At 62.0% G+C, this 11666-nt stretch carries 14 protein-coding genes; 11 read left to right on the top strand and 3 right to left on the bottom strand.

Annotated elements, in window-relative coordinates; genetic code table 11:
* The first annotated feature begins 180 nt into the window (after positions 1-180).
* On the top strand, positions 181-657 hold the full coding sequence (locus NO357_RS17615) for a rhodanese-like domain-containing protein (protein WP_306737043.1): 477 nt from the start codon (positions 181-183) through the stop codon (positions 655-657).
* A 137-nt stretch (positions 658-794) separates the two neighbouring features.
* On the top strand, positions 795-1502 hold the full coding sequence (locus NO357_RS17610; protein WP_306737042.1) for a hypothetical protein: 708 nt from the start codon (positions 795-797) through the stop codon (positions 1500-1502).
* Here NO357_RS17610 and NO357_RS17605 read toward each other — a convergent pair.
* On the bottom strand, positions 1474-2193 hold the full coding sequence (locus NO357_RS17605; RefSeq protein ID WP_306737041.1) for a hypothetical protein: 720 nt from the start codon (positions 2191-2193) through the stop codon (positions 1474-1476). The genes NO357_RS17610 and NO357_RS17605 overlap by 29 nt on opposite strands.
* A gap of 139 nt (positions 2194-2332) precedes the next feature.
* Here NO357_RS17605 and NO357_RS17600 point away from each other — a divergent pair, with 139 nt between their 5' ends.
* The gene (locus NO357_RS17600) at positions 2333-3193 is read left to right on the top strand and encodes a crotonase/enoyl-CoA hydratase family protein (RefSeq protein WP_306737040.1); all 861 of its coding nucleotides are present in this window, start codon (positions 2333-2335) and stop codon (positions 3191-3193) included.
* 3 nt (positions 3194-3196) lie between these two features.
* Here NO357_RS17600 and NO357_RS17595 read toward each other — a convergent pair whose 3' ends face one another.
* The gene (locus tag NO357_RS17595; RefSeq protein ID WP_306737039.1) at positions 3197-3829 is read right to left on the bottom strand and encodes a class I SAM-dependent methyltransferase; all 633 of its coding nucleotides are present in this window, start codon (positions 3827-3829) and stop codon (positions 3197-3199) included.
* A gap of 89 nt (positions 3830-3918) precedes the next feature.
* On the opposite strand from NO357_RS17595, the gene NO357_RS17590 reads away from it, so the two are divergent.
* Complete coding sequence (locus NO357_RS17590) at positions 3919-4809, top strand: LysR family transcriptional regulator (RefSeq protein WP_306737038.1); 891 nt, start codon at positions 3919-3921, stop codon at positions 4807-4809.
* Positions 4810-5058: 249 nt separating this feature from the next.
* On the opposite strand, the gene NO357_RS17585 is transcribed toward NO357_RS17590, so the two are convergent.
* On the bottom strand, positions 5059-5514 hold the full coding sequence (locus tag NO357_RS17585; protein ID WP_306737037.1) for a DMT family transporter: 456 nt from the start codon (positions 5512-5514) through the stop codon (positions 5059-5061).
* A gap of 259 nt (positions 5515-5773) precedes the next feature.
* On the opposite strand from NO357_RS17585, the gene NO357_RS17580 reads away from it, so the two are divergent.
* The 7 genes from NO357_RS17580 (at position 5774) to moaD (ending at position 11665) form a co-directional block, all read left to right on the top strand.
* A complete protein-coding gene (locus NO357_RS17580; protein ID WP_306737036.1) occupies positions 5774-6565 on the top strand; it encodes a S49 family peptidase in 792 nt (263 codons plus the stop codon).
* A gap of 3 nt (positions 6566-6568) precedes the next feature.
* On the top strand, positions 6569-6733 hold the full coding sequence (locus NO357_RS17575) for a hypothetical protein (protein WP_306737035.1): 165 nt from the start codon (positions 6569-6571) through the stop codon (positions 6731-6733).
* Between the two features lie 3 nt (positions 6734-6736).
* Positions 6737-7696 (top strand): calcium/sodium antiporter, encoded by a 960-nt coding sequence (locus tag NO357_RS17570; RefSeq protein WP_306737034.1) that lies wholly within the window; start codon positions 6737-6739, stop codon positions 7694-7696.
* The gene (locus NO357_RS17565) at positions 7693-8487 is read left to right on the top strand and encodes an SDR family oxidoreductase (RefSeq protein ID WP_306737033.1); all 795 of its coding nucleotides are present in this window, start codon (positions 7693-7695) and stop codon (positions 8485-8487) included. The genes NO357_RS17570 and NO357_RS17565 overlap by 4 nt, the downstream gene beginning before the upstream one ends.
* Positions 8488-8800: 313 nt before the next feature.
* Positions 8801-10678: an excinuclease ABC subunit UvrC gene (gene uvrC / locus NO357_RS17560; RefSeq protein ID WP_306737032.1), complete on the top strand. Its 1878-nt coding sequence runs from the start codon at positions 8801-8803 to the stop codon at positions 10676-10678.
* 118 nt (positions 10679-10796) lie between these two features.
* Positions 10797-11420: a CDP-diacylglycerol--glycerol-3-phosphate 3-phosphatidyltransferase gene (pgsA, locus tag NO357_RS17555; RefSeq protein ID WP_306737031.1), complete on the top strand. Its 624-nt coding sequence runs from the start codon at positions 10797-10799 to the stop codon at positions 11418-11420.
* A complete protein-coding gene (moaD, locus tag NO357_RS17550; protein ID WP_306737030.1) occupies positions 11420-11665 on the top strand; it encodes a molybdopterin converting factor subunit 1 in 246 nt (81 codons plus the stop codon). The genes pgsA and moaD overlap by 1 nt, the downstream gene beginning before the upstream one ends.
* Position 11666 lies beyond the last annotated feature (1 nt).

The following is an 11666-nucleotide window of genomic DNA, read 5'->3' as shown; positions in this document are numbered from 1 at the left end:
TTACAAACCACTTGTTGAGGTCGCTTTCCGTCACCTGCGCTGTGCCTTTTCCGTCGTTGTCTTAAGTTGGCAGGGTGCGGCTATGATCCGCGTCGCGCCGGCGGTCTTGCCGCGGTAACCGGACTTGTAGAGATGCGGGGTTCCCCCTATCTGGCCCGAAACCACCGCGAGGACGCAGCAATGACCAGAAAAACTTATAACCAGCTGGCCGCCGAGGCCGCGGAGCGGATCGAGGAAATCATGCCCTGGGATCTGTCCGAGTTCCTCGAAAACCACCCCGATGCGCTGTTGCTGGACATCCGCGAACGCGACGAGTTTGCTCGGGCGCGGATTGCGGGGTCGCTCAACGTGCCGCGTGGGATCCTCGAAAGCGCCGCCGAGTGGGACTATGCGGAGACCGAACCCGAACTTGTCACCGCTCGCGATCGTCCGGTGCTAATTATCTGCCGATCCGGCAACCGCTCGGCGCTGGCCGCCGAGGTGCTGGCCGAGATCGGCTTTTCGGACGTCCGCTCGGTCAAGCTTGGAGTCAAAGGTTGGAATGATGCGGATTTGGAGCTTGTCGATACAACCGGTGTGCCGCTCGACGGCGACGATGCTGAGGATCTGATCGATCCGCCGCTGCGTCCGGACCAGATCGATCCGGCCCGTCGCTGACACTGTCTCCCAACGCTGCGCTCACCCAGCTCTGTGACTCTGTTAAACCACCATTGGCCACACAATCTCGCGCCATGCTTGCGCGGGTCTACCAGTGCTTGTAGACAGGTAAAAAAACGTGTTGGCGGACAGGCGCGATGCGAGAGCAGGACATCATCCAGTCGGTCGCCCCTTTCTTCGAGGAGATCGAGCGGCTGGGCTACGAGGTCGAGGCGACGTCGGATTTTGACAAGATCCTGAACCTCGTGCCCGAAACCGGACGTCAGAAGCAGACGCCGATGATGTCGATCCTGCGCAATGACTTCACCGAGGAAACCGCATTTTGGCTGTTTCTATTCAAGGATGGCGTTGTTGTCGGGGGAATTGGCGCGAAATATGAACCGTTGGGTCGTGAAGGATTCGACAATTACCTGTGTCGCACCTCGCGCACGCAGTACGGCCGCGACGACAACCCAATTGCCGAGGTGGCCGAGCCCGCGACGACCCTGATCGGCGGCAACATCGTCTATATCGGCGAGTTGGAATTCACCCGCGAGCATCGTGGCAATCTACGGCTGCTCGAGGCATTCATGCGAGTGCATCAGGGGCTGTGTGCCCTGAAATGGCGTAACCTCGACTGGATCTATGCCATCGTGCCGGAAGAGCATCAGCGGTTTTCGTGGCTTTACGGTTTCATGATCGTGATCCCGGGCGTTCTAAAATGGCGCGACCCGGTGCCGGACGGACGGCTGAACTCGCATGTCTTGCTGGCCACTGAGGGCCGTTTTCTGCCCTATGTACTGATCAATGCGAGCCGCCGTCTCAAGGACAAGCGGCTCAAAGCGGCTGGGCGAAAACCAGGGTGAACTGGGCGCCGTTCATGGCCGTGACCGGGGCCATGATGCGGCGGTATTCGATGTCGTATTCGGCGCTGTCGATGCGACCGCGCAGACGGATGTCCTCGACTTGATATTGCTGGGTTTTTTGCACCCGCAGGTGGGCTGCAATCGAGTTTTCGATCACCGACGGGCCGAGTTGCCTGACCTTGGGGAAATATTCGTCGATATCCCGGATCTCGAAGCTGCGGGCCACGAGGCTGGTCGCGCCGATATGGTGCGGGCGCATGATCCCGTCTCCGGCGTCGAGCTTGTGAAAGAGGTCGACCCGTTCGCGCAGCCGGTCGAAATCGGTCAGCCGGCCGCTGTTGCGGTGCAGCCAGTTCAGCACGTCGTCGCACATGATGTCGGTCCCGTATCGGCGCATCTCGTCCTGCACGTCGCGCAGAGCTTGGGAATAGGCTGCTGCCGCCCGGCGATGCAGTTCGTGCGAAATGTCGTGGGCCGTGACGCCGATCGAGGCCGGGGCGGAGCGGAATACCTCGAGCGAGACACCCGCCGCCGAGCAGAGTTTGTCGATTGTGGAAAAGGGGATCTCGCGCTCATGGGCGATCTGGGCGTGCAGGGTGGTGTATTTCAGACCAGCCGCCGTGCAGGCCTTCTTCAATCCGCCGAATTGGCTGTCGCAAAATCCGGTGACGAGTTTGCCAAGGTCGTTCATGAGCGAATCTCCAGTTCACACATGTAGACTAGTGATCGATGCTTGTAGATCAACTCTGGGTTTCAGAAAACGTTAAGCCGCGCGCGGGGGCTTGCTGCGCGGTCCCCATGCTGCTTCTGTGCCCAGGGGAGGATGAAACATGCCAAAAGTGCTCTACGAAAAGGACGGGCGTATCGCGCGGATCACGTTGAACCGGCCGGAAGTGATGAATGCCATCGACGACGACTTGCCGGTTGAACTCGAGGCGGCCGTCCAGAGGGCTGAGGCTGATCCCAGCGTGCACGTGATCGTGCTGTCTGGCAACGGCCCGGCCTTCTGCGCCGGCTATGACCTAGCCTATTACGCTGAGCGCAACGGGGCCGACAACAATGTAACGCAGGAGATGCCTTGGGATCCGGTCAAGGATTACCGCTTCATGTGGGGCAACACCCAGAAGTTCATGTCGCTGTTCCGGTGCCTCAAGCCGGTCCTTTGCAAGGTACACGGCTATGCAGTGGCGGGCGGGTCGGACATCGCGTTGTGTTCCGACATCGTGATCATGGCCGAAGAGGCGCGCATCGGCTACATGCCGACCCGCGTGTGGGGCTGTCCGACTACGGCGATGTGGGTCTATCGGCTCGGCCCGGAAAAGGCCAAGCGGATGCTGTTCACCGGCGACAAGATCACCGGCCGCGAGGCCGCCGAGATGGGGCTGGTGCTAAAGGCCGTGTCTGCCGATGCCCTTGACGACACGGTCGAGGAGATGGCAGCGCGCATCGCCTCGGTGCCGACCAACCAGCTGGCGATGCAGAAAATGGTCATCAACCAGGCGATGGAGATGACGCTGACCTCGACCCAGCGGCTGGCCACGGTGTTCGACGGTATAACCCGGCACAGTCCCGAGGGGCTGAATTTCAAGGCGCGGGCCGAGGCCGTGGGCTGGAAGCAGGCGGTCACAGAGCGCGACGAAGGCACTTGGGACTGGACGGCCAACGAACCGTTGCCGAAGTCGAACCGTTAGAACTTAGGGCGCTTTTCGTGCCACGATGAAGCGGCGCGATGGCCGGTCGGGATAGTCACCGGTTTCGATGATTTCGAAGCCGGCCCGGGTGATCGCGGATTCGAGGCCCGTCACGCTGAGTTTGGCGACATAAGGGGCCTTGCCGATCATCTGCATCAGCGGCAGGCCCAGCAGCAGAGCGCGCATGCCCCAGGGCAGACCGGGTCCGGCCAAGCAAATGGTTTTCGAGATGAAAAGACCATCCGGTTTCACCCGTGCAGCGACCTGCGCCAACGTGCTGTCGAGATCGCGCAGAAGGTGCAGCAGGTTAAAGCTCATCACTACGTCGAAGCGGCCTTCGGGCGGAGCCTCGGCAGGCGCGACGGTGAAGCCGACATTGCGAACCCGTTGGACCGTGGCTTTTTCCCGCGCGATGTCGACCATGGCGGCGGAAACATCGCTGGCTTCGATCCGGTGGGTAAATGGTGCGAGTTTCAACGCCGTGGTGCCGGTGCCACAGCCGATCTCCAAAGCCTCGCTATCGGGATGGAGATATGAGCGCACCCGGTCGAGCGTGGCTTCATAGGCCTCCATGTCGCCGACAGGCGAATTGGCGTATTTCCTGGCGATCCGATTCCAGAATGCGGCGTCGGACATGACGTTGGCTCCTAAATTGAGGTGAATGGTAGGCTATACGTAATGCTTGCGGTATTGTCGAATATTGAAGACCTGCTATACGGATTTGCATGAATTGGGAGTCTCTGCGTTTCGACTGGACCCAACTGCGCGCCTTTCTCGCCACCGCCGAGGAGGGGTCGCTGTCGGCTGCGGCCAAGGCGCTGGGGCTGACCCAGCCGACGTTGGGCCGGCAGGTGAGCGCGCTGGAGGAACGCCTCGGGTTGGCGTTGTTCGAGCGGGTCGGACGGGGTTTGATGCTGACGCCGTCGGGGCGCGAGTTGCTGCCCCATGCCCGGGCGATGGGTGAGGCGGCAGCGCGGCTGACGCTGGCGGCTGCCGGACAGGCCCAGGCGATCGAGGGCAAAATCCGGATCACCGCCTCGGACGTGTTTTCCGTCTATCACCTGCCGCCGGTTCTGGAGCGCCTGCGCGAGGCCGCGCCGCGGCTTGAGATCGAGGTGGTGGCAACCAATGACTTGCGCGACATTCTGCGGCGCGAGGCCGATATCGCGATCCGTCACGTGCGGTCCACCGAACCCGACCTGATCGCCCGCAAGGTAGGCGACGGTACCGCACATTTCTATGCCTCGCGGACCTATGTCGCTCGGATGGGCCGGCCCCAGAGTAGGGCGGATCTTTCACACCATGACCTGATCCATTTCGGCGACACCGACCGGTTACTGGAGCGCCTGCGCCCGCTGGGGATCGAGCTTGGCCCCGAGAATTTCCGGCTAGGTTCGGAAAATGGGCTGGTGGCCTGGGAAATGGCGCGACGGGGGCTGGGGATCCTGATCATGGCCGATGATGTCGCCGTACAGACCCCCGGAATGGAGCGGCTATTGCCCGAGATGGAGGCGGTCCGTTTCCCGGTCTGGCTGGTGACCCATCGCGACCTGCAGTCCTCGGCGCGGATTCGGCTGGTTTTCGATATTCTGGCGGACGCGCTGGGGCGGGGGTGAGACGGCCAGGGCCTCTCTCAGTCGATCGCCCAATCAGTCGCGCCGGTGGATCCGTCGATGGATCATCGGCCGCAGTATGGCCCGTTCGCGAAAGAACTCGAACAGCCCGGCGCCACCGATGAGAAAGATCCTCCCAAAGTGCCCAGCGACCCGGCAATTCGTCCCAGATGAGCCCGTCCCGGAAGATCGCCAGCGGCAGGCCTCTGTCTTCGAAAGCTGCGACGGGGGCGGCGCCGGCCCTGTGTCAGGTCAGAGATATCGTTCGGCCGATCCCCGCGGAAATGACCGGCAGCGAAAGGATCCAGCGGCCAATACCACCCGGTGCCGAGGTTCGAGCACTAGAACCAGGCCGAGAAAGGCCGCGACCAAGGCTCCGAGCCGCATCGGCCCGACCGGCTTGCCAAGAAGCGGGATCGACAGGGGCGGGATCATCAGTTGGGCGGCGAAATACAGCGCCGTGGCATTGGCCTGCGGGATAACGGTCAAGGCGGTGGAGAAGGTGTGGTTCGAGACCACGGTCACGAAGCCGCGCGGGGCGTGCAGGCCGGCTGTGGCGATGCGCAGAATGCTCCAGCCGCCTTCGAGTTGGACGATCATAAGCGCGAACATCAGACCGATGCCAGAACAGATCGGCAGGATCCTGTGCAGCAGGCAGCCGCCCGAAAGTTGCTTGACCAACACGTCATTGACCGTGATCGCCACCATCGCCGCGATGATGAAGGCGATGCCGGCAATAAGATGGTTCCAAGCCTGGATAACTCTTCCCTTGGCCGCGCGCTAGCACGCGCGCGACATTGCTTGATAGCCAGTTTGCGGCATAGCTGGGACATCGCAGGGACAGTGCAACCGTGTGGCAAGAGCCGCGTGACTTTTATGCCTCCGGCGGGGATATTTGTGGGAAGTTGACCGGTGGCTTTCCCGGCCCGGCTTGTCTCTTGCCACCCGCGCCTCTACATGGGCAGGAATGAAACGTTTCATCCCTTTCTTGAAGGCCCCCGCACGGGTGGCGGTGATCCGGCTGCAGGGGGCAATCGGCCCTGGGCGGCTGCCGCTCAATGATGAAGCGCTGGGCCCCATCATCGAAAAGGCCTTCAGGCGCGGTAAGCCGCAGGCTGTGGCGCTGCTGATCAATTCGCCCGGCGGCAGCCCGGTGCAGAGCGCGCGCATCGCCGCGCGCATCCGGCGGTTGGCCGAGGAAAAGGACATCCCGGTGCATGCCTTCATAGAGGATGTGGCGGCTTCGGGCGGGTACTGGCTGGCCTGCGCCGCCGACGACATCTTTGCCGACGCGGCATCGATCGTCGGCTCGATCGGCGTGATCTCGGGTGGGTTCGGAGCGCACGAATTCATCGCCAGCCACGGCATCGAGCGACGTATCTATACCGCCGGCAAGTCGAAATCGCAGCTCGATCCATTCCGGCCGGAAAAACCCGAAGACGTGTCGCGGTTGCAGGCGATCCTTGACCAGATGCACCAGGTTTTCATCGAGCTTGTGAAGACCTCCCGAAGGGACCGTCTGGGCGAGGAAGATATCTTTGACGGTGAATTCTGGCTGGCCGGCCGGGCACAGGAACTGGGTTTGATCGACGGGATCGGACATCTCGAACCAAAGCTTAAGGATCTGTACGGCGACGACGTTAAGTTGATCCCGTATGGCCGCCGCAAACCCTGGATGAGCCGATTCGGTGCGGCGCTGGCCGAGGATACCTTTGCGGCGGTGGAAGAGCGGGCGCTGTTTTCCCGGTTCGGGCTGTAGCGCATGCTGTCCAAGATCGTCGTCCTTTTCCTCGTCTTCATTGCCATCCTCGGCATGTTTGGCAAGCTGCGCATGCCGGGCGCGAAGCGGCTTGCCGACAGGCGCTGCCCGAAATGCGGTCGCTTCCGCATCGGGCGCGGACCCTGCGATTGCGGCGGGAAAGGCTGACGCATGGATTTGTTCTATGCCACGCTCGGCCTTGTGATCCTGCTGCTGGCGGGCGACAGCTTGGTGCGCGGGGCCGTGAACATGAGCCTGCGGTTGGGTGTGCCGGCGCTGATTGTGTCACTGACTATCGTCGCCTTCGGCACTTCGGCTCCCGAACTTCTGATCGCGATCCGGGCGCTGGCTGACAACGCGCCGGGGATTGCGATGGGCAACGTGGTGGGCTCGAACACCGCCAACGTGCTGCTGGTGCTGGGCATCCCGGCTCTTCTGGCAACGCTCAACAGTTCGGAATGCGAAACCCGCAAGACCTATGTCTTCATGCTCACCGGGTCGGTGCTGTTCATCGGGTTGGCCTTCCGGGGTGTGTTCGACTGGGTGGCGGGGATGCTTTTGCTCCTGGCACTGGCCTTCGTGCTGGGCGACAGTTTCCTGCACGCCCGCCGTCACCGGCGCGAGATGGCGGGTCTGGCGTTGGAAGCAGACGAGGAGGAAGAGGTCGAAGGCGCCGACCCCGACATGCCATGGTGGAAGATCCTGGTCTACCTGGCGCTGGGACTCGTCGGCTTGCCGCTCGGGGCGGATCTGCTGGTTGATGCCTCGATCAACATCGCGCGGATGTTCGACGTCACCGAGGTCGTCATCGGGCTGACACTGGTGGCGGTGGGCACGTCGCTGCCCGAGTTGGCTACCACCGTGATGGCGGCGGTGCGGCAGCAAGCCGATGTGGCGTTGGGCAACGTGATCGGTTCGAACATGTTCAACCTGCTTGCCATTATCGGTATTACCGCGCTGGTCGGGGATATCCCGGTTGATCAGGAATTCCTCGATTTCGACCTCTGGGTGATGCTGGGCGCGTCGGTGCTGCTGATCCCCTTCGTCTTCCTCCGGCAGAACATCACCCGTGCCTGGGGGGCGCTGCTGACGGCGCTTTATGTCGGCTATGTTGTGATGGTGCTGGCATGACGGGCGCAGCGAGACGTGGGGCGCTGATCACCGGCGGAGCCGACCGTTTGGGGGCGGCGATGGCACGCTATCTGGCGGGCCGCGGGTTCGACGTGGCCGTACATTTCTTCTCCAACACCGATAAGGCCGAAGCGCTGGTGGCTGAACTGGACGTGTTGGGCGCGGGCGCGGTCGCGTTACAGGCTGATCTACTCGACGAGGGACAGGTGGTGCCGCTAGTGGCCCGGGCCGCCGAGGCGCTGGACCGGCCATTGACCTGCCTGATAAACAACGCGTCGATTTTTGAATACGACACGCTGAAGACCGGCAGTCGCGAAAGCTGGGACCGGCACATGGAATCGAACCTGCGCGCACCCTTCGTGCTGAGCCAGCAGTTTGCTGCGCAGGCGCCGGCCACAGTTGCCGATGACAACGGCGAACCTCTGGCGCAAGCGCTCATCGTCAACATGATCGATCAGCGGGTGCGCAAGCTTACGCCCGAGTTTGCGTCCTACACCATCGCCAAGATGGGGCTTTGGGCACTGACCCAGACTGCGGCACAGGGTTTGGCGCCGGATGTCCGGGTCAATGCCATTGGCCCGGGCCCGACGCTGATCGGGGCGCGGCAGAGCTCTGAGCATTTCGCCCGGCAGCGGCAGAACACGGTGCTGAAGCGCGGCGCAAACCCGCAGGACATCACCGCCGCGCTGGGCTATTTCCTCGACGCACCGGCGGTAACCGGGCAGCTTCTCTGCGTCGATGGTGGCCAGCATCTGAGCTGGCAGACACCGGACGTTCTGGGCGTTGAATAACGGCTGATCCGGCGTCGGAACCTACATGCCGTATCCAAGTTTTGCACTGCGCACGAAAGCGTTACAAATGCGTTGCGAAAACTTTAATGTTTTCAATATTTTGCCAATTGGATGAAAAAATAAATCGCAAAAACAATACCTTAGTAAAGCGCCTATTTTTTAGGCAAAACAAGGAAGCGGGCCGAAAACAAGGAAAAATCAGACCTGACCCAAAGATACCCCCGCAGTTATCCACAGGTTCGGTGGATGCCTTTCCTCTTGCTCCCGGACCCGTAACATTGCAGCAGCGACGGAGAATCAGGCAAGCACGAAAATGGTTGAGCAGAGTGACGAAAAGTTGACCCAAGGGAAAGGCGGGCACGAAGTGATCGCCGGCTATCTCAAGACGCTTGACAGCTCTCCCGGTGTCTATCGCATGCTCGATGCCCAGAACCGGGTGCTGTATGTCGGCAAGGCGCGGAACCTGCGCGCGCGGGTGTCGAACTATGCGCGCCCCACAGGGCATTCGGCGCGCATCCAACGCATGGTCCGCGAGACCGCCTCGATGATGTTCCTGACGACGCGGACAGAAACCGAGGCGCTGCTGTTGGAACAGAATCTGATCAAGCAGCTCAAGCCGCGTTACAACGTGTTGTTGCGCGACGACAAGTCGTTCCCGAACATCCTAGTCACCGATCATGCCTTCCCGATGATCAAGAAGCACCGCGGCGCCAAGAAGGAGAAGGGCCAGTACTACGGCCCCTTCGCCAGTGCCGGCGCGGTCAACCGCGCGCTGGCGCAGTTGCAGCGGGTGTTCCTGCTCAGAAACTGTTCCAACGCGATGTTCGAAAGCCGCACGCGGCCTTGCCTGCAATACCAGATCAAGCGCTGCACCGCGCCGTGTGTCGGTAAGATCAGCGAAGCGGATTACGCCGAGTCGGTGCGCGATGCCGAGCGCTATCTCTCGGGCCGTTCGACCCAGATCCAGGAGAAGCTGGCCACCGAGATGCAGGCGGCCTCGGAGGGATTGGAATTTGAGAAGGCCGCGGCGCTGCGCGACCGGATTCAGGCACTGACCCAGGTGCAGACGGCCCAGGGAATCAACCCGCGGTCGACCGCGGAGGCCGATGTCATCGCGCTGCATCTCGAGAACGGGCAGGCCTGTGTGCAGGTGTTTTTCGTCCGCGCCAACCAGAACTGGGGCAACCGCGACTTCTATCCCCGCGTGGGTTCGTCCGAGATCGAGGCAGCCGAGGTGCTGGAAGCCTTTGTCGGACAATTCTACGACAGCAAGGAGCCGCCGAAACAGCTGCTGTTGTCGCATCCGATCGAGAATGCCGACCTGATGGCCTTGGCCCTGTCGGAGAGGGCGGGGCGCAAGGTTGAGATTCTTGTGCCGCAGCGGGGCGAAAAGGCCGAACTGGTATCCTCGGCTGCAAGGAACGCCCAGCAAAGCTTGGCACGCAAGATGGCCGAGACGGCGACGCAGGCGAGGCTGCTCAAAGGCGTGGCCGAGGCGTTCGGGCTGGATAACCCGCCGCAGCGTATCGAGGTCTACGACAACTCGCATATTCAGGGCGCCCACGCGGTCGGAGCGATGATCGTGGCGGGGTCGGACGGCTTCATGAAGAACGGTTATCGCAAGTTCAACATCCGTGATGACAGCCTCAGCCCAGGCGACGATTTCGGCATGATGAAAGAGGTTCTGACCCGACGCTTCAAGCGGTTGCTGAAGGAAGATCCCGACCGCCAGGAGGGCCACTGGCCCGACCTGCTGCTGATCGACGGTGGAGCAGGACAGGTTTCGGCCGTAAAACAGATCATGGACGAGATCGGCGTGGCGGACATTCCGGTGGTTGGTGTCGCCAAGGGGATCGATCGCGATGCTGGAAAAGAAGAATTCCACCGCCCCGGAGCGCGCCCCTTCGCTTTGAGGCACAACGACCCGGTGCTCTATTTCATCCAACGTCTGCGAGACGAAGCGCATCGCTTCGCAATCGGCACCCACCGCGCCAAACGGGCCAAGGCCGTTGGCGTCACGCCGCTCGATGATATCCCCGGGGTGGGGGCGACCCGCAAGCGGGCACTGCTCCGGCATTTCGGCAGTGCCAAGGCGGTGAGCCGGGCGGCACTGTCCGATCTCAAGGCGGTCGAAGGCGTGTCGGACAATCTGGCCGAAACCATCTATGACTTCTTCCACGAAAATGGCTGAGGGGCCGCGTCTCGGACCATGCGGTCCGCCCCGCGAGACCTTTTAACAAAGGCGGACGAGCGCCCTGACCCGACAGTCTGCCTTTTCCCGGCTCTGAAAGCGCGCTAGAACAGCCGCGATGACGTGGACGATCCCGAATATCCTGACCGCTCTGCGGTTGTTGGCGGCGCCGATGGTGCCGGTGATGTTCCTCTATTTCACAAGGCCCTATGCTGACTGGTTCGCGCTTTTGCTGTTCGTTGGGGCCTCGGTCACCGACTGGTTCGATGGCTATCTGGCGCGAGCCTGGAAGCAGCAGACAAAGATCGGCACGATGCTGGACCCGATCGCCGACAAGGCGATGGTGGTGATCGCGTTGCTGGTGATCTGCGGCTACTCGACCTGGACTCCCTGGCTTGTGCTGCCCGCGACGATCATCATCTTCCGCGAGGTGTTCGTTTCCGGCCTGCGCGAGTTTCTTGGCGACACGGCCGGCACGCTGGCAGTCACCAACCTGGCCAAGTGGAAGACCACCTTGCAGATGGTTGCCATCGCGGTGCTGTTTTCGCAGGGAATTTTCGAGCACCAGGCGGAGGTCAAGGAAGTGGCGGGCGATCTTCTGGCCGAGCAGCGGTATCTCGATTTCCGGCTTTGGGCCGGGCGGGTCGGCGTAGGGCTGTTGTGGTTCGCGGCGCTGCTCACGCTGGTGACGGGCTGGGAATACTTCCGCAAGGCGTTGCCCTATCTGAGAGAGGATGACTGATGGAGGTGCTCTATTTTGCCTGGGTGCGTGAGCGCATCGGCCTGCCGCGCGAAACCGTCGAAACTCAGGCCGCAACCGTGGCGGACCTGGTCGAGGAACTGAAGGCGCGCGAGGAACGTTACAACGCGGCCTTCACCGATCTGAGCGCGCTAAGGGTGGCGTTGGACCAAGAACTCGCCGATTTCGATGCGCGACTCGAAGGCGTGCGCGAGGTCGCATTTTTTCCGCCGATGACGGGAGGCTGAG

This window comes from Marimonas arenosa (genome assembly GCF_030848945.1).
GTDB classification, from domain to species: domain Bacteria; phylum Pseudomonadota; class Alphaproteobacteria; order Rhodobacterales; family Rhodobacteraceae; genus Marimonas; species Marimonas arenosa.
Note: the sequence above shows the minus strand (reverse complement) of the source record. Positions and strands in the feature narration are given on the sequence as shown.

Excerpts from the sequence above, each read along its gene's own strand:
- NO357_RS17570 (WP_306737034.1), top strand. The coding sequence starts at position 6,737 with ATGGATTTGTTCTATGCCACGCTCGGCCTTGTGATCCTGCTGCTGGCG.
- moaD (WP_306737030.1), top strand. The coding sequence starts at position 11,420 with ATGGAGGTGCTCTATTTTGCCTGGGTGCGTGAGCGCATCGGCCTGCCG.
- NO357_RS17595 (WP_306737039.1), bottom strand. The coding sequence starts at position 3,829 with ATGTCCGACGCCGCATTCTGGAATCGGATCGCCAGGAAATACGCCAAT.
- uvrC (WP_306737032.1), top strand. The coding sequence starts at position 8,801 with ATGGTTGAGCAGAGTGACGAAAAGTTGACCCAAGGGAAAGGCGGGCAC.
- NO357_RS17590 (WP_306737038.1), top strand. The coding sequence starts at position 3,919 with ATGAATTGGGAGTCTCTGCGTTTCGACTGGACCCAACTGCGCGCCTTT.
- NO357_RS17610 (WP_306737042.1), top strand. The coding sequence starts at position 795 with ATGCGAGAGCAGGACATCATCCAGTCGGTCGCCCCTTTCTTCGAGGAG.
- NO357_RS17575 (WP_306737035.1), top strand. The coding sequence starts at position 6,569 with ATGCTGTCCAAGATCGTCGTCCTTTTCCTCGTCTTCATTGCCATCCTC.
- NO357_RS17600 (WP_306737040.1), top strand. The coding sequence starts at position 2,333 with ATGCCAAAAGTGCTCTACGAAAAGGACGGGCGTATCGCGCGGATCACG.
- NO357_RS17605 (WP_306737041.1), bottom strand. The coding sequence starts at position 2,193 with ATGAACGACCTTGGCAAACTCGTCACCGGATTTTGCGACAGCCAATTC.
- NO357_RS17580 (WP_306737036.1), top strand. The coding sequence starts at position 5,774 with ATGAAACGTTTCATCCCTTTCTTGAAGGCCCCCGCACGGGTGGCGGTG.
- NO357_RS17585 (WP_306737037.1), bottom strand. The coding sequence starts at position 5,514 with ATGGTGGCGATCACGGTCAATGACGTGTTGGTCAAGCAACTTTCGGGC.
- NO357_RS17565 (WP_306737033.1), top strand. The coding sequence starts at position 7,693 with ATGACGGGCGCAGCGAGACGTGGGGCGCTGATCACCGGCGGAGCCGAC.
- pgsA (WP_306737031.1), top strand. The coding sequence starts at position 10,797 with ATGACGTGGACGATCCCGAATATCCTGACCGCTCTGCGGTTGTTGGCG.
- NO357_RS17615 (WP_306737043.1), top strand. The coding sequence starts at position 181 with ATGACCAGAAAAACTTATAACCAGCTGGCCGCCGAGGCCGCGGAGCGG.